14 protein-coding genes and 1 riboswitch are annotated in these 17,370 nt (G+C 56.1%); of the genes, 4 read left to right on the forward strand and 10 right to left on the reverse strand.

From position 1 onward, the window contains the following. Nucleotides 1–37: 37 nt before the first annotated feature. The 6 genes from mmsB to AC3CHX_RS21205 all read right to left on the reverse strand — a co-directional run bounded on the left by mmsB (nucleotide 38) and on the right by AC3CHX_RS21205 (nucleotide 7,164). Nucleotides 38–1,249: a multiple monosaccharide ABC transporter permease gene (gene mmsB, locus AC3CHX_RS21180; protein WP_488629972.1), complete on the reverse strand. Its 1,212-nt coding sequence runs from the start codon at nucleotides 1,247–1,249 to the stop codon at nucleotides 38–40. Nucleotide 1,250: 1 nt separating this feature from the next. Further along, nucleotides 1,251–2,789: a multiple monosaccharide ABC transporter ATP-binding protein gene (gene mmsA / locus AC3CHX_RS21185; protein WP_488629973.1), complete on the reverse strand. Its 1,539-nt coding sequence runs from the start codon at nucleotides 2,787–2,789 to the stop codon at nucleotides 1,251–1,253. Between the two features lie 109 nt (nucleotides 2,790–2,898). Next, nucleotides 2,899–3,960, reverse strand: coding sequence for a multiple monosaccharide ABC transporter substrate-binding protein (chvE, locus tag AC3CHX_RS21190; protein WP_488644892.1), 1,062 nt, complete (start codon nucleotides 3,958–3,960; stop codon nucleotides 2,899–2,901). A gap of 453 nt (nucleotides 3,961–4,413) precedes the next feature. Next, a complete protein-coding gene (ppk1, locus tag AC3CHX_RS21195) occupies nucleotides 4,414–6,468 on the reverse strand; it encodes a polyphosphate kinase 1 (RefSeq protein WP_488629974.1) in 2,055 nt (684 codons plus the stop codon). 149 nt (nucleotides 6,469–6,617) lie between these two features. Beyond that, a complete protein-coding gene (locus tag AC3CHX_RS21200) occupies nucleotides 6,618–6,752 on the reverse strand; it encodes a hypothetical protein (RefSeq protein ID WP_488629975.1) in 135 nt (44 codons plus the stop codon). Nucleotide 6,753: 1 nt separating this feature from the next. Continuing rightward, nucleotides 6,754–7,164 carry a VOC family protein gene (locus tag AC3CHX_RS21205; RefSeq protein WP_488629976.1) on the reverse strand — a complete coding sequence of 137 codons (411 nt, stop codon included), beginning with the start codon at nucleotides 7,162–7,164 and terminating at the stop codon, nucleotides 6,754–6,756. 301 nt (nucleotides 7,165–7,465) lie between these two features. Here AC3CHX_RS21205 and AC3CHX_RS21210 point away from each other — a divergent pair, with 301 nt between their 5' ends. The 3 genes from AC3CHX_RS21210 to AC3CHX_RS21220 all read left to right on the forward strand — a co-directional run bounded on the left by AC3CHX_RS21210 (nucleotide 7,466) and on the right by AC3CHX_RS21220 (nucleotide 11,319). Continuing rightward, nucleotides 7,466–8,863, forward strand: a complete 1,398-nt coding sequence (locus tag AC3CHX_RS21210; RefSeq protein WP_488629977.1) for an MFS transporter — start codon at nucleotides 7,466–7,468, stop codon at nucleotides 8,861–8,863. Nucleotides 8,864–8,933: 70 nt separating this feature from the next. After that, the gene (locus AC3CHX_RS21215) at nucleotides 8,934–9,914 is read left to right on the forward strand and encodes a LysR family transcriptional regulator (protein ID WP_488629978.1); all 981 of its coding nucleotides are present in this window, start codon (nucleotides 8,934–8,936) and stop codon (nucleotides 9,912–9,914) included. After that, complete coding sequence (locus AC3CHX_RS21220; protein ID WP_488629979.1) at nucleotides 9,907–11,319, forward strand: aspartate ammonia-lyase; 1,413 nt, start codon at nucleotides 9,907–9,909, stop codon at nucleotides 11,317–11,319. The genes AC3CHX_RS21215 and AC3CHX_RS21220 overlap by 8 nt, the downstream gene beginning before the upstream one ends. 54 nt (nucleotides 11,320–11,373) lie before the next feature. Here the strand turns inward: AC3CHX_RS21220 and AC3CHX_RS21225 are convergent, their stop codons facing one another. Next, nucleotides 11,374–11,919, reverse strand: a complete 546-nt coding sequence (locus AC3CHX_RS21225; RefSeq protein WP_488629980.1) for a GNAT family N-acetyltransferase — start codon at nucleotides 11,917–11,919, stop codon at nucleotides 11,374–11,376. A 144-nt stretch (nucleotides 11,920–12,063) separates the two neighbouring features. After that, the gene (locus AC3CHX_RS21230; RefSeq protein ID WP_488629981.1) at nucleotides 12,064–13,068 is read right to left on the reverse strand and encodes a sodium:calcium antiporter; all 1,005 of its coding nucleotides are present in this window, start codon (nucleotides 13,066–13,068) and stop codon (nucleotides 12,064–12,066) included. Between the two features lie 108 nt (nucleotides 13,069–13,176). After that, a riboswitch (yybP-ykoY riboswitch) is annotated at nucleotides 13,177–13,349 on the reverse strand. 274 nt (nucleotides 13,350–13,623) lie between these two features. Here AC3CHX_RS21230 and lpxO point away from each other — a divergent pair. Next, nucleotides 13,624–14,526 carry a lipid A hydroxylase LpxO gene (gene lpxO / locus AC3CHX_RS21235; protein WP_488629982.1) on the forward strand — a complete coding sequence of 301 codons (903 nt, stop codon included), beginning with the start codon at nucleotides 13,624–13,626 and terminating at the stop codon, nucleotides 14,524–14,526. Nucleotides 14,527–14,574: 48 nt separating this feature from the next. On the opposite strand, the gene fahA is transcribed toward lpxO, so the two are convergent. Both fahA and hmgA read right to left on the reverse strand, forming a co-directional pair. Then, nucleotides 14,575–15,840, reverse strand: a complete 1,266-nt coding sequence (gene fahA / locus AC3CHX_RS21240) for a fumarylacetoacetase (RefSeq protein ID WP_488629983.1) — start codon at nucleotides 15,838–15,840, stop codon at nucleotides 14,575–14,577. A gap of 58 nt (nucleotides 15,841–15,898) precedes the next feature. After that, the gene (hmgA, locus tag AC3CHX_RS21245; RefSeq protein WP_488629984.1) at nucleotides 15,899–17,224 is read right to left on the reverse strand and encodes a homogentisate 1,2-dioxygenase; all 1,326 of its coding nucleotides are present in this window, start codon (nucleotides 17,222–17,224) and stop codon (nucleotides 15,899–15,901) included. Nucleotides 17,225–17,370: the final 146 nt, after the last annotated feature.

The raw sequence follows: 17,370 nt of genomic DNA on the forward strand, positions 1-17,370 counted from the left end.
GGCTACGCATTGGCAAATGCAGGAATTGCGGGAAGTGTTATTTATTCTTGTTGTAGACATCGACACAAACGGCAGCCAGCAGGACCAGGCCCTTGATCACTTGCTGATAGTCGATGCCGATCCCCATGATCGACATGCCGTTGTTCATCACGCCCATGACAAATGCGCCAATCACCGCGCCCATGACCTTGCCGACGCCGCCGGATGCCGATGCCCCGCCGATGAAACATGCCGCAATCACGTCCAGTTCAAATCCGGTACCCGCTTTCGGCGTGGCAGTGTTCAGACGTGCCGCGAAAATCAGTCCGGCCAGTGCCGCCAACAGGCCCATGTTGACGAAGGTATAAAACGACACTCTGGTAGTCTTGATCCCGGACAGCTTGGCCGCCTTCTCGTTACCGCCCACTGCATAGACCCGGCGGCCGAGCGTGGTGCGATTGGCGATGAAGGTGTACGCCACCATCAGCATAAACATGATGATCAGGACGTTGGGCATGCCTTTGTAAGACGCCAGCAGATAACTGAAAAATATGATGATGGCGGCAAACACGACATTTTTTAATACAAAGAATGCCGTCGGTTCGTCCTCCATGCCATGTTTGATTTGACTGACCCGGCTCCGGATTTTGACGACAATCAATGCCACCGCAACCAGCACCCCGACCAGCAGCGAGCTGATCCGCACATCGGCGCCGTTCAGCGGATCGGGGATAAAACCCGAACTCAGCCGCTGGAAGGCTTCCGGAAACGGTCCGACCGACTGGCCATCCAGCAGCGCCAGCGTCAGCCCCTTGAATACCAGCATGCCCGCCAATGTCACGATGAACGACGGTATCCTGAAAAATGCCACGAAATAACCGTGCGCCGCCCCGATCACTGCACCGGCAAGCAGGCAGATGATCATCGTGAGGATAAAGTTCAGGTGAAAATTCACCATCAACACGGCCGCCAGTGCACCGATAAAACCGACCACTGAGCCAACCGATAAATCGATATGTCCGGCGACAATTACCATCAGCATGCCAAGCGCCATGATGACGATATAGCTGTTCTGAAGGACCAGGTTGGTCAGATTCAGCGGCCGCATCAAGGTGCCGTCGGTCATGTATTGAAAGAAACCCATGATCGCGATCAATGACAGCAACATGCCATATTCGCGCATATTATTTTTCAGAAAACCTGCATAGTCCTTGTTGCCGGTCACCTGTGCCTGCAGCTGCATCGCGTCCGCAGCAATTTTCTGGTTCATATCAGTTATCTCCGATCTTCGCGTTCTTGACTATCGCCCGCATGATTTTTTCTTGCGACGCTTCCGCCGCCGAAAATTCGCCAACGAAATTTCCTTCATTCATGACATAGGTGCGGTCGCACATCCCCAGCAGTTCCGGCATTTCCGATGAAATCATGATGATGCATTTCCCCTCGGCCGCCAGCTGGCTGATGATGCTGTAAATCTCATACTTGGCGCCGACATCGATGCCACGGGTCGGTTCATCCAGAATCAATACATCCGGGTTGGAAAACAGCCACTTGGCGAGCACCACTTTTTGCTGGTTGCCGCCCGACAAGTTCAGCACTTTCTGAAACACATTGGCGCTGCGTATCCGCAGCTTGCTACGATAATCCGCCCCCACCGAAAATTCCCGCCCTTCATCGATGACCAGCATGTTGGAGATGCCGTCGAGATTGGCCAGCGTGATATTTTTTTTGATATCTTCATCCAGGATCAGGCCGTAGCCTTTTCTGTCTTCGGTGACGTAAGCGATGCCGTTATCGATGGCCTTTTGCACCGTGCTGACGTCAATTTCCTTGCCGCGCAAAAAAACCTGCCCGCTGATGCGCTTGCCGTAGGTGCGCCCGAAAATACTCATCGCCAGTTCGGTGCGGCCGGCCCCCATCAGGCCGGCGATGCCGACGATCTCGCCTTTTTTCACATGGAAATCGACGCCCTTGATCACCTGCCGCTCCGGGTGGAGCGCGTGGTGCACCCGCCACTGCTTCACTTCGAAGATGGTGTCGCCGATAGCGGGGGTGCGTTTCGGATAGCGATCGGCCATTTCGCGGCCGACCATGTTCTGGATGATGCGGTCTTCGCTGATGACTTCTTTGTGACAATCCAGCGTGTCCACCGTACTGCCGTCACGCAAAATCGTGATCGCATCGGCGACCTTGGAAATTTCGTTGAGCTTGTGCGAAATCAGGATGGAAGAAATCCCCTGCGCCTTGAGTTCGAGCAGCAGTTCAAGCAATGCGTCGCTATCGCTTTCATTCAAACTGGCGGTAGGTTCATCCAGGATCAGCAACTTGACTTCCTTGGAGAGCGCTTTGGCAATTTCAATCAACTGTTGCTTGCCCACCCCCAGGTTCGTGATCAACGTACCGGGCGATTCCTTGAGTCCGACTTTTTCGAGCAACTCCTTGGCCTTTCGGTATGACAAAGCCGCGTCGATAATGCCGTTTTTGGCTTGCTCATTACCGAGGAAAATATTTTCCGTAATCGATAACAAGGGCACCAATGCCAGCTCTTGATGAATGATGATAATGCCGATTTTTTCACTATCGGCGATGCCTTTGAATTGACGTTCCTGACCTTGAAAATGGATTTCGCCTGAGAAAGAACCATGCGGAAACACACCACTCAGCACTTTCATCAAGGTGGATTTTCCCGCGCCGTTTTCGCCAACCAAAGCGTGAATTTCGCCACTGCGCACCACCAGATTGACATTGTCCAACGCCTTGACGCCCGGGAATGTTTTCCGGATTCCCCGCATCTCCAGGATTGTTTCCATCGTATAGCCTCTTATCGCCGCCAGCGCGCCGGACCACATCTCTGCGCCTGGTCGGCGACCAAAATTCAACCTGAATAAATCGAGAACGGAAGTTCAGTCCTCACGTTGATTATTTGATCTGGCTTTCGGTGTAATAAGCGCTGCCGGTCACCAGCACTTGCTTCCAGTTGGCCGCATCGACGATGACCGGCTTCAGCAGATAGGCGGGCACCACCTTGACGCCGTTGTTATAGGTCTTGGTATCGTTGATTTCCGGCGTCTTGCCGCTCAACACGGCATCCACCATGCCGGCAGTCACCTTGGCAAGCTCGCGTGTGTCCTTGAAGACGGTCGATCGCTGTTCGCCGCGCAATATCGATTTCACCGATGGAATCTCGGCATCCTGTCCGGTCACGACCGGCATCGGCAGTTTGGGCGTACCGTAGCCGACGCCTTTCAGCGACGAAATAATCCCGATACTCAAGCCGTCATAAGGGGACAGAACAGCGTCCACATGCGCATTCGTGTAATACGCACTCAGCAAGTTGTCCATACGGGACTGCGCCACCGCTCCGTCCCAACGCAACGTCGACACCTTGTCCATGCCCATCTGCTTGCTGCGCACCACGAGCTTGCCTTTGTCGATATACGGCTTCAGGACCGACATCGCGCCGTTGTAGAAAAAGAAGGCGTTGTTATCATCTGCCGAACCGCCGAACAGTTCGATGTTGAACGGGCCTTTGCCGCTCTTCAGATCAAGCGCTTTTTCGATATAAGCGGCCTGCAGCACGCCGACCTGGAAATTGTCGAAGGTGGCGTAGTAATTCACGTTCTTGGAGTTACGGATCAAGCGATCATACGCAATCACCTTGACGCCCTTGTCCGCCGCTTTTTGCAACACATCGGACAGCGTGGTGCCGTCAATCGATGCGATCACCAGGACTTTGACGCCTTTGGTCATCATATTTTCGATCTGCGCCAACTGATTCGGGATGTCATCTTCCGCATATTGCAGATCGGTCTTGTAACCTTTTTCCTTGAAGACCTTGACCATATTGTCGCCGTCGGCAATCCAGCGTGCGGAGGATTTGGTCGGCATCGAGATACCGACCAGCCCCTTGTCCTGCGCGCCGGCCTGGGATGCAACACCAGTCAGGCCTATCATCAACCCTAGAATCGTGGATTTAATCATCTTCACAACTTGTCTCCTTTAGTTATTGTGGTGCTGCGGTGTGTTGCGGTGAACATGCTGCCGAACGCTTTTTTTTGAGCAACTTTCACGGCCATCTTACGAATTTTACCGATATCAAACAAATGAAATTTTTCACAATTCACATACTCATTCCGATATCGTCGACAAACTCGAAAAATGTAGTTGGACCGTTCTCCAATTGTTATATTTAAAAGACCGCTTGAATGCCGCCCTAGTGTAAAAATAGTTGCGTGCGCTTACCAATCACTTTTTCATCGTAAGTGATATCGTTTTTGGTATTGCTGGGGTGAAAATGTGAGATGCGACGAAGGAGCGGACCGATTAGCCGCAGGGAATTTTGCAATCGGGTGAGGGTATTTATGTTTCTACCGGCGTTCCGGACCGGGCGCGGAAACTTTCATGCCAATGGCCGAAAAGAGCGTCAGGCGCCGCTCAAAACCGCGACAACAAATCAATCTGACTCACAAGCGCTGCCGCATTACCGGGCGTCACCTTTTCATAAGTCCCGTCGCCGGTCATATCCCACGCCGAGGCATTGTCATGCAAATGCACCAGCAGGCTTTCCTCGATCACGCGACGCTTCAATTTATTGTCCAGGATCGGGAATGCGGTTTCCACGCGGCGGAACAGGTTCCGGTCCATCCAGTCGGCGCTCGACAGGGTCACGTTTTCTTCACCGTCGGCGTAAAAATAGAAGACCCGATGATGCTCCAGAAAGCGGCCGATGACAGACCGCACCTTGATGTTTTCCGACAATCCCGGCACACCTGCCTGCAGCGCGCACACGCCACGTATGATCAGCTGAATTTTGACCCCGGCTTGCGACGCCTCGTAGAGCGCGGCGATGACCGTCGGCTCCAGCAATGCATTCATCTTGGCGATGATGTAGCCCTGCCGCCCGGCTTTGGCCGCAGCGACTTCCGCCTGTATCGCTTTGAGCACATTCGCATGCAAGGTAAATGGCGATTGCCATAAGCGCTTGAGCGGCACTTGCTTGCCGAATCCGGTCAGTTGCTGAAACACGTTGTGGACGTCTTCACAAATTTTGTCGTCGCTGGTCATCAGGCCAAAGTCGGTGTACAGACGTGCGGTGCGCGAGTGATAGTTGCCAGTGCCTAGATGGACGTAGCGCTTCAGCCTGGTGTGCTTGGCATGCCGTTTGCGCCGCACGATCAACAGCATCTTGGCATGGGTCTTAAAACCGAATACGCCGTACACCACATGCGCACCAACCGCTTCCAGCTTGGCTGCCCAGCCGATATTGGTTTCTTCGTCAAAGCGCGCCATCAGCTCCAGCACGACCGTGACTTCCTTGCCATTCTTGGCGGCCTGCATCAATGCATTCATCAGCGCCGATTCACTGCCGGTGCGATAAATGGTTTGCTTGATCGCCAGGACATCGGGATCGATCGCGGCCTGCTGCAACAGCTCCAGAACGGGTTGAAAACTTTCATACGGATGATGCAGCAGCACGTCGTCCTGATCGATCACATCGAACACCGAAGAGCCGGTAAAGAACGACTTTGGCAGGACCGGCGTGTGCGGCACAAACTTCAGATCCGGTCTGTCGACCAGATCCGGCAAGGGCATCAGACGCACCAGATTGACGGAGCCGTTGACGCGATAACAGTCGCCCGGCTGCAAACCGTTTTGCTTGAGCAAGCGCAATACCAGCGACGCCGGGGTGTCATCCGCAACTTCCAGTCGCACCGCATTCCCCAGTTGCCGGGTCGGCAGTTCGCCCTGCAACGCCAGCCGCAAATCCGTGACTTCATCTTCATCCACAAACAGATCGCTGTTGCGGGTGACACGGAACTGATAGCAACCGCCGATAGACAATCCCGGGAATAACTCGCCGACAAAGCGCTGCATGAAACTGCTCAACAGCACGAAGCCGTAGGGATGACGCGACAATCCTTCCGGCATCCGCACCAGTCGCGGCAATGCGCGCGGAGCCTGCACGATGGCCAGTTCCGGCTCGCGGCCAAAGGCATCCCGGCCACTCAACCTGACGGCAAAATTCAAACTCTTATTCAGTACTTTCGGGAACGGATGGGCCGGATCGAGACCGATCGGCGTCAGCACCGGCAGCAGTTCCGACTTGAAAAATTCGTGCGCCCAGGCGCTCTGTTGCTCGTCCCAATCGGACTCTGTATAGAAAACGATACCTTCGGCGTTCAGTGCCGGTAACAGCACTTCGTTAAACAGTGCATATTGTCGTGCGACCAGGCGCTGGGCGCGCTCGCTGATGACGGTGTAAGCATGTTGCAGCGACATCCCATCCGGCGTGACGCCATCGATCGCGTCGCGCATCTGCTGCTGCAAGCCGGACATGCGGATCTCGGAAAACTCATCCAGATTACTGCTGGTGATACACACAAAGCGCAAGCGCTCCAGCAAAGGCACGCACGGATCTTCCGCCTGGGCCAGCACCCGTTCGTTGAAGGCGAGCACACCGAGTTCGCGATTGAGCAATGGAAAAGTCATATTTTTCGAGGAGTCGTCTGCGGGAATTTAGCTGCGATGCTGCGCCGGCCGCCACGTTGAGCACTGCTCAAGATGATCGGGCCGATTGTAGTGAGCCATTATGACGAACCAATGACATGCAAAAAAAATATTAGCGTAATCTCAACTGATCACACGCATTGTTGCTGGTCTTGTCGGGAAAGCAAAGTGAAAGCCGTGCCGGAAAAGCGCGGCGGCATCAATTCACTGGCGGAAGACAACTTGAGGCCAATGGCCGGCTGCAGCCGCTTCTTGCCGATCGCCACTTCACGCCGCCGACAATCCGGGCAGGGCATCGTGGCAGCACACGCAAATTTTATTTCCCTCGACATCGCGGAAATAGGCGCCGTAATAATCTGGATGATATTGCGGTCGCAAACCGGGTCGTCCTTCGCACAGGCCGCCATTTTTCAGGGCAACAGCATAAGCGCGCTCGACAGCTGCGCGCGTAGGTGCGAGTAGCGCAATCATCTGCCCGTTTCCGGGAGTGGCAATTTCGCCGTTGTAGGGTGATCCGATGATAAAAAGGGGCCGCGTCTTTTCTGTTGGCATCCAACCAGCCCACGACTTGTCCGTATCGCAGAATTTCAACCGCAATCCCAACTCCTCCATGACGGATGAATAAAACCGGAAAGCGCGCCCAAAGTCCGTAATGCCAACAAATACATGTGAAATCACAATATTTCCCCTCTCAATAACTGCTATCTATCGTGCTGTTTCCAACCGGAGCCCGCCGTCGAGCTCTTTTGCAATCATGGTGATTTTACTCAACCTGCACGGTCCGCTATGTGCTGCATCCGATCTCGGAATGGATAGAGCGCCATGACAGCCCCATCGCAACTTCAGCCAACACGCGGCATAGTATTAAGATGGCTAATACTAGAGCCAGACATGCTGCTTTCTTGAATTTAACTCCCTATACTGGTTTCCGAGGCAGCAAAAAGCGCCCGACATAAAACTGGAGTTATAGGAGACGAAAGTGAGCAAACAGATATTGTTGGAGGATCTTCCTCTGCGCCGATTCCATTTGCGAGTGGCGTTCAGCGGAACGGGAGGCCAGTTCAGCGACGGCTTCGTGCTGGGGATCATCGGCATCGCGATGAGCATGGCATCCGGGTCACTTCATTTGACTCCGCTCTGGATGGGGCTGCTTGGCGCTTCATCCCTGGCGGGCCTGTTTCTCGGGAGCATGTTCGCCGGTCCGATCGCGGACAAATACGGCAGACGCACGATCTTCGCCTTCGATATGCTGCTGTTCGCGGTGATCTCGGCGGCGCAATTTTTCGTGACTTCGCCAGCACAACTGTTGGTCCTTCGCCTGCTGCTGGGACTGATTCTGGGCGCTGACTACGTAGTCAGCAAGTCACTCGTGACGGAGTTCTCGCCGCGCCGTTACCGTGGTCGTCTGCTCAGCGTGCTTGCCGCTGCGTGGGCTGCCGGTTACGTCGGTGCCTATCTCGCTGGCTTTTTCATGCGTGACATCGGTCCCGACGCTTGGCGGATCATGCTTGCCGCGAGCGGGATCCCGGCACTGCTCATCCTTCCGTTCCGCATGGGCGTGCCTGAGTCGCCAATGTGGTTGATGAAACGCGGGCGGGGCGACGAGGCGCTAGCGATCATTCGTCACAAATTTGGTCCCGAGGTCACTCTGTCTGCCCCGACGACAGTGACCCAGCAACGTCGTGGTGCATGGTCGGAACTGTTCTCGAAGCGCTGGCGCAAAAATACACTGGTTGGTTGCGTGTTCTACACCTGTCAGGTCATCCCGTATTTCGCGTTGGGCACGTTTTCCCCGAAGGTGCTTCAGGCCTTGCAGGTCAAGGACAACTTCGTAGGCGGCCTTGTTTATAACCTTTTGCTCTTCGTCGGAGCGATCGTTGGTCTTTTGATCGTCGACAGGCTGTCGCGCCGCGCATTCCTGATTGGAACTTTCTACCTTGCAGCGGTGGGCCTGGCGGTACTTGCTTACGCGGGATTCGGGCCTATAGGAACCATGGTTACGTTCGGTGTCTTCGCCTGCATTCTCTCGGCGGCCGCCAATCTCGAGTTTGTCTATCCGCCCGAGCTCTTTCCGACTCACCTGCGTGCATCCGGTGTTGGACTGGCGGTCGCCTCCAGCCGGTTTGGTTCGGCGATCAGCACATTCCTTCTTCCGTTGGCGGTGCAACACGCTGGCATTCACTCGGCACTCGGTGTGTGCATCAGTGTGTTGGTGTTCGGTGGCGTCTTCTGCCACGTGTTTGCGCCGGAAACGGGCAGTGAAAACCTTTCGGATGTGAAGTCCGATCAACGCGGAGACGACGAACCTGCAACCAAAGGTGGACATACGGCTACATTCGCCGCTCCTCCACACGGTCAACGGAATGCGAACCTCTGACGCTCCGATACGACGCACGGGGTGACGTAAGCCGGGGCGTTGGCGAGGGCAATGATTACTAGGGCTCATCATGTCAAACAAACCTATTGATATGCACGCGGTACAGGTCTTCGTTGCTGTGGCGGAAGAAGGCAGCATGTCGGGGGCCGCGACGCGGATGGGCATTTCGCAGTCTGGCGTCTCGCAGATCATCCGCCAGCTTGAGGACGACCTGGGTGTCGTGCTTGTCAATCGCACAACCCGCCCGCTGGCGCTGACACCGTACGGCATCGCGTTAAGGAATCGTGGTGCAATACTGAGCGAAGAAATCGCGAATCTGAAGGCCCAGGTAGTCGAAGCTGGCCGTGGCATCAAGCCGGACCTCCGCGTCGGACTGGTCGACTCATTTGCCGCCACCTGCGGATCCGTCTTTACAAAACGACTCTTGGGAAAAGTCTCACAACTGTCGATACGTACAGGATTGAGTCCTCAGCAGGGCGAGGCGTTACTACGTCGCGATTTGGATCTCATCGTCACGAGCGACCCTCTAATGGACGCCAACGACGTGGTGCGATATCGGCTCTTTTCTGAGAGATACCTTGTCATCACGCCAAAGGACCAGCAAAAGCCTGTTCGGACCATCGAAGACCTTCGCGCCTTGGCTAATGCTCTGCCGATCGTACGGTTTAACCGGAATTCACAGGTTGGCATGCAGATCGAGCGCTACCTGCGGCGAATCGAAGTGCGTGTGCCGAACCGGTTGGAACTCGACAACGCCGATGCATTGACTTCAATGGTCGCCGAGGGCATCGGATGGGCAGTGACTTCGCCGATGTGTCTGCTCCAGGGGGCTGCTTATGCAAACCGCGTTGCGACGCATGTTGTTGACAAGCTGGGACTTGAACGATCGCTGTATCTTGTGGCGCGCCGCGACGAGTACAGCACATTCTTCGAAGATGCATGCGAGACAGCACGCGAGGTTATTGAAACGTCTTTCCTGCCCAGGCTGAAAGCATTAGGGCGGGACATTGAACAATTAATCATTATTAGTGATAGGAATTCACATGAATAAGCATGCTCACGCCGAAACACGGACTGAAAGCGACTACGTTGGCGAAGTCGCTATCCCCGCCGACAAGCTTTATGGCGTTAATACGGTAAGGGGCGTCGACAACCTGACAGTCTCATCACTCAACATTGCTCACTATGCGGATTTTCGGGCGGCCTTTGCGCAATGCAAATGGGCTGCCGCCTTGGCGAATCGCGACAACGACGCAGTGAGTCCGCCGCAGTGTGATGCGATCGTCCGCGCGTGTCAGGAAGTCATCGGTGGGCAGTTCGACGACTCGCTGATCGTGGACCTGCTTGAGGGGTCAGGCGGGACGTCGACGAACATGAACTTCAATGAGGTCATCGCGAATCGCGCGCAACAGCACCTGGGTCATGCTCCCGGTTCATACGACGTGGTTCACCCCAACGACCACGTGAACCGCTCTCAGTCCACGAATGACGTCTATCCGGCAGCACTGAAGATCGCAACCCACGCAATGCTGGGACCGCTAATTGCGGAAGTAGAAAAGCTTGCCGCGCAATTCGATAGTAAAGCGACGGAGTTCGCCGACATCCTGCACCTTGGTCGCACGTGTCTGCAGGATGCACAGCCGATGCGTCTTGGACAGCTTTTTGGCGGCTACGCATCGCTGACCCACCGTCTGGCAGAAGAGCTTGTCGCCGTGCGCGACAAGCTGCGGACTCTTCCGCTGGGTGGTACCGCCATCGGCACCGGCTTCGGCGCACCCGCAGGATATCGATCGGCCGTGTACCGGCATTTGTCCCGTATTACCGGCGTGGAATATATGGCGCCGTCGAATCCGTTCGACGCAATGCAGAATATGGATGTTTTCTCGCGCGTTTCGGGTGAACTGCGTACCTGCGCAGCGTCGCTAGCCAAGATCGCGTCGGATCTGACGCTCCTGTCGTCGGGTCCGGTGGGCGGACTGGGGGAACTGCGTCTTCCGGAAGCGCAAGCGGGCTCGTCGATTATGCCGGGCAAGGTTAATCCCGTCCTTCCGATGGCGATGATCCAGCTGAGCTTTGCTGTGATCGGCAACGACGTGGCGGTAGCACAGGCCGTCCAGTATGGCGAACTTGAAATCAACCACTTCGAGCCCGTGGTGGCGTCACGTGTGTTCGACAGTATCACTCTCCTCACCAACGGCATTCAGCGGTTCGCGCAGAAGTGCGTCGCCGGTATTGCGGCCGACGATGTACGCAATGAACAACACCTGATGGATTCGATGGCCGTGGCGACCGCGCTCGTGCCGAAACTTGGCTATGCTCGCGTGAGCAAGCTGGCACGCCAGTCGGTTTCGGAAGGTCGACCGCTGCTGACCATCCTCGATGAGTCCGGCCTGCTTGCCCGCGACGACACGCTAGCCGCAATACAGGAGGCGTCACATCCTGTATTCGAAGCTTGATGACGCCCAGTTGATGGCTCCGGCCGAGCGACGCCTGTTCGGTCGGCCGCAATATTAGGCAGGATGCTCAAGAACGATGACATAACGTTGTACGATTTCGCTTCGATCCGGCAGGAACTCTTCAGATTCGAGCACACCTCCACAGCGCAGAATAGTGTGAACGGAGCCAATGTTAGTCTTGGCGCAGGTAAGCAGCACTTCCGAAAGGCCGATTTCCCGTGCTCGCTTGAGGGTACACAGCAAAAGCGCTGAGGCATAACCTCGCAAACGCGCGCTCGGTCGCACACCATACCCGATGGCACCGCCGTCCCGACGCAGCATGTCGGTTAGTGCGTGCCTCAAGTTCGACACACCGACAACTTCGAGGTTATTCCGGACAAGCCAGAACGTGGAGTGAGGAACAAAGCCAACCGGAAGCTCCTCCCCTCTCGCGCATGCGGACAGTTTCTCCAAGAACGCCTGGAAATCGTGATTAGGAAAGGCAAGCGTGAACGGAATAAGGCGGTCCTCGCGGTCGACAAACTCCCGTACCAGACTCCGATAGGAATCCAGCCATTTTATCTGAGGCTCCTCGAGTCGGAGGCTGTCACGATCAGTCATGAGAACGACCCTTATGGTTGAAGTAAATCCCATCGCGTAACATACCAGAGCAATTTCGATCAGTCATCGCTAAGGCTGTTACTAAACACAATACTAAAACCACGTCACCAAGTTACCCACTCAACGTCCCGGCAACAGATCGGCTTACCGCACCCCAATCAGCGCCAACCCCGCCGCAAATACCAGATACAGCACGCCGAACAGCGCCAGGCGGCCGCCAGTCAAGCTCTGCCTGCGCAGCAACACATACAAGCCGGCGATCGAGGCCATTGTGATCGCCCCCGCCCAGATCAATGCGGCATCCAGCATCCACGGCGTGAAGATCAGCACCAATGCGGTTGGTATCGTCGCCTGTATCATCATCGCGCCGCTGATGTTGCTGAGGGCCAGCGTTTGCTTGCCTTGACGGACCCAGATCACTGCATTCAGGATTTCCGGCAGCTCAGTTGCAATCGGACTCAGCAGCAACGCGGTCAAATGCGGTGAAATACCCAGCCACGGCGCCATCGCTTCGAGCTGCGCCACGAATAACTGCGAGCTTAAAAAAATGACGATCAGCGCCACCAGCGTCTGGAATACGGCCCAGCCGATACCCGGCTGCGGATCGTGGGGACGGAATTTGAGTGGATCGAGATCATGCACCTCGACATCGGCACCGTCTTCTTTGCGGATCTCGCCCCAGATATAGGCGCCATATGCCAGCAGGAACAACAGGCCCAGCCAGGGCTTGATTGCAAAAGCCACCAGACCGAGGCTGATCTTGAGGACAAAAATCCCCATGAACCAGGCTTGATCGCGACTCAGCCGTGCGCCATCTTCACGCGACAAGAGGATACTGCCGAGCTGTTTCCGGTTCAGAATGAACATCAGGCCAACCACCGCGTAGGCAATCGTGCTAAGCGCCAGCGGCCCGCCGAGCGCCGCACCGACGCCGATGTCTCGATGTGCGGCATCGCGGCCGAACACCACCGCGACGAAAGTCACGACGGTTTCCGGCAGCGCGGTACCGAAGGCAGCCAGCACCGTGCCGACGACGCTCTGGGCGACGCCGAGCCGACGCCCTACCCACTCGATGCTGTTGACGAAAAACTCACAGGATAGATAGATGACAATCGCCGATCCCAGCAACAATGCAATTGTCAGTATCATGCGGCCGCTCCTTGCCGGCCCGGAGCCTGGTCAAGCGGGAATAGCGGTAATGCCGGATGGGAAGGTGCAACAGGCAAGCAACGGGGCTTAAGCATAAAGGGATATCCTGAGGGCCGGGCGCTGACGAATGGCACAAGGTCTTCGCCCGGCCGGGTAAAGACATTGCACCAAAGGTCTTGCCAAACCTGACGGTCGCGCATGCCATGACGAAAAGCGTCAAGTATGTTGACATACGCTCGTTGCAAATGGCGAGCCACTGCAAGAAGGCTACTCCCCTAAGGAAGCCGCGATATTAGCACTGAAATCCCCGGTTCGGCAATCGCCAGAGCTGCCTTGGAAATATTCGTCAGCGCAACCTGATCGGCCCACTCTTTAGCGCCGGATCGTCAAAATCGGGGAAAAATATGCAAAGCGGCTAAAATGGCGGCTAATTGCATTTCAGACTGATTTTTTATTGTTTTTTTGCACATCGGCATTTAACGTAAGCCTGCCTTCCTGGGCGTCGCCAACGTTAGATGATCCTGATGCAACTATTGTGGATTGGAGCGCATTGTCATGAAATGGGCAGTGATTAGTATTTTTCTTTTATCCGTGATCTACGTGCACTTCCGCGGCAAGGTACGGATGCCGTTTTTCCGCCAGTTGTTCGACCACTCGTCGATCATGGCGCCGCTCAACATCCTGATGTACCTGTTCTCCAAGGTGCCGACCAATACCGCGTATTTGCCGACCAGCACCTTTGGCGACTTGAAAATACTGGAAGACAACTGGGAGACCATCCGCGACGAGGCGCAGGCCCTGACCGGCATGGAAAAAATCCGCGCAGCGGAAAAAAACGACGACGCCGGGTTTAACTCGTTCTTCAAGGCCGGCTGGAAACGTTTCTACCTGAAATGGTATGACGCCAGCCATCCGTCGGCCGAGCAGTTTTGTCCGAAAACGGTCGCATTATTGCGCCGCACGCCTAGCGTCAAAGCGGCGATGTTTGCCGAACTGGCGCCTGGCGGAAAACTGAATTTGCATCGCGATCCGTTTGCCGGATCGATGCGTTACCACCTTGGCCTGATCACGCCGAACGACGACCGCTGCTTCATCGAAGTCAATGGCGAACGCTATAGCTGGCGCGATGGCAAGGGCGTGGTGTTCGACGAAACGTATATGCACTGGGCGCACAACGGTACCGACGTCAATCGCATCATCATCTTCTGCGACATCGAACGCCCCATGCGCTATCGCTGGGCGCAGGCGGTCAATCGCTGGCTTGGCCGTCACATGATGAGTGCGGCGGCATCACCGAACGAGACGGGCGACGAAACCGGCGGCATCAACAAACTGTTCCGCTTCGTCTGGGCCGCCGGCCAATACCGCAGGGCCTTGAAGAAATTCAGCAAGCCGCTGTACTACGTGATCAAGTTCGGTCTGATTATCGGGGTGGTGGCAGCGATTATCTGGCTGTGATCGACAAGCTTGTTGCAGGGCGGAAGAGCTGCCTTGCGCCCTGCTCCGTCATCGTGCCGGCAAGATCTTGCCGGTGACGCTACCAAAACCAACCCGATAGCCGTCGCCCTGACACCATCCGGTCATGCCGATTTCATCCCCATCCTGAATAAAACTACGCTGGCTGCCATCCGCCAGCGTCAGCGGCTTCTGCCCATTCCAGGACAATTCGAGCAAGCTGCCAAACGCATCCGGCGTGCTTCCGCTGATCGTGCCGGATCCCATCAAATCGCCGACTTTGGTATTGCAACCGGAAACGGTGTGATGCGCCAGCTGTTGTGCCATGGTCCAGTACATGGCCTTGAAATTGGTCTTGCAGATAGTCTGTGCAGCGCGCGACTCGGCCGTCTTCAGCGTTACTTCGAGCGTGATGTCATAAGCGTTGTCGGTGTGCTGCCGCAGGTACGGCAGCGGTACCGGTTGCTGTTCCGGGCTGGCCACGCGGAACGGTTCCAGCGCTTCCATCGTCACCACCCATGGTGAAATCGAGGTGCCGAACGACTTGCTGTTGAAGGGTCCGAGCGGCACATATTCCCACTGCTGCAAATCGCGCGCGCTCCAGTCGTTGAGCAGCACCATGCCGAAAATATGCTGATCTGCGACCTCGATATCGATCGGCTCGCCCAGCGCATTCGGCTGGCCGATCAGGAACCCGGTTTCCAGCTCAAAGTCGAGTTTCCGGCAGGGGCCGAAGACCGGGGCGTCGGCACCCGGCAATTTCAACTGCCCGCTCGGACGATGCAAGGCGGTGCCGCTGACCACCACGGAACTGGCGCGGCCGTTATAACCGATCGGGATGTGCAGCCAGTTTGGCAGCAAGGCGTTGTCCGGATCGCGGAACATCGTACCGACATTGGTGGCATGTTCTTTGGACGAATAGAAATCGGTATAGCCGGCGATTGCCATCGGCAGGTGCAGCGTGACCTGATCTTGCGGCTGCAGCGCAATGGCACGCAATGCCTGGTGATCGCGCAGCAGCGGATTGTCGTGACGCAGTAACTGGCTGATCGTGTCGCGCGTCGCGCGCCAGGTGGCGTGACCCAATGCAACGAATTGATTCAAGCTGCCGCTGCGAAAGATCTCCGACGGCTCGGGCAGCAGGTCGGCATCCGCCAGCACGGCCAGATCCAGCACCTGGTCGCCGATCGCCACGCCTGCCCTCGGGGTCGGATCTTCCACGGTGCTGAAGATGCCGAATGGCAAGTTTTGAATGGGGAAATGGGATTCGGGGCTGGTCGCTATAAAAGACTTCAGCGTCGGGTCATTGGTATGCATCGTGGGACTCCCGTTGTTGGGTGAGTGGTGTTTCATGGAAAGATGGCGTCATTGAAGATCACAGCCGTCCGGTAAAATTCTTTTTCAGTCCATGCCAGCAAGCCAGATAATCCTTTTGCAATAGCGGCGTATCGAGCGCAAAGCGGGTCGGGTGAATCAGGTAGCGGCTCTCAAACATGAAGGCCAGCGTATTGTCGATGCGCTGCGGTGCCAGGGTCGCGCTACTGGCTTTCTCGAAAGTCGCGGCATCGGGACCGTGGCCGCTCATGCAGTTGTGCAGACTGCCGCCGCCCGGAGCGAAGCCTTCGGCCTTGGCATCATAGGTGCCGTGCACCAGGCCCATGTATTCGCTCATCACATTCCGATGAAACCACGGCGGCCGGAACGTGTTTTCGGCGACCATCCAGCGCGGCGGGAAGATCACGAAATCGACATTCGCGGTGCCGGCGGTGTCCGACGGTGAAGTCAGCACGGTAAAAATCGACGGATCGGGATGGTCGAAACTGACAGTGTTGATCGTGTTGAAGCGGCTCAGATCATACTTGTAAGGCGTGTAATTGCCATGCCACGCCACCACGTCGAGCGGCGAATGCGCTATCGCGGCAGACCATAGCCGACCGCCGAATTTTGCCACCAGCTGGAAGTTTCCTTCGCGCTCTTCGTAGGCCGCCACCGGTGCCAGAAAATCACGGGCGTTGGCCAGGCCGTTGGAACCGATCGGCCCCAGTTCGGGCAATTGAAATTGCGCGCCGTAATTTTCGCAGACGTAACCGCGGGCTTCGCCATCGGGCAGCACCATACGAAAGCGCACGCCACGCGGGATCACCAGAATTTCTCCCGGCTTGACATCGAGTATCCCGAATTCAGTATGGACCAGCAGACGTCCCTGCTGCGGCACGATCAACAATTCACCGTCGGCGTCATACAAGAAGCGCTCATGCATGGAACGATTGGCGGCATACAAATGGATGCCCATTCCCACCTGCGTCGCCGCGTCGCCATTCCCCGCGACGGTCACCAAACCATCGACAAAATCGGTGCCTTGCTCTGGCGCAGGCAGCGGTAACGGATCCCAGCGCAACTGATTGGGCGAGGCCGCGACCTGGTTGAATGGTCCGCTGCGCAACAACGCGTGGTCCAGCGCCTGAAAAGCGTGATGCATCGCGCCCGGACGAATCCGATACAGCCATGAGCGCCGATTCTGCGCGCGTGGTGCGGTGAAGGCTGTGCCGGACAATTGCTCCGCATACAAACCGTACGACACTTTTTGGGGTGAATTCTGGGTTGCCGGCAGCGCCCCGGGCAAAGCCTCGGTGGCGAAGTCATTGCAAAAACCGGATTGATACTGATAACCGTCAGCGTCGCTGTGCAGTAACTGGGGCATTCGTGATCTCCTTATGGATTGCTGGCCGTGGTAACGGTTATGCGTGCGGTCTTGTAGTCAAGCTTATATGCGCCGGATCATTAGCGCCCAACTTTCCAAGCATTATGCGCATTTTTCATTTACAGAAAAATAGGCAATAATTAAAA

The organism is Glaciimonas sp. OK215 (assembly GCF_057787885.1).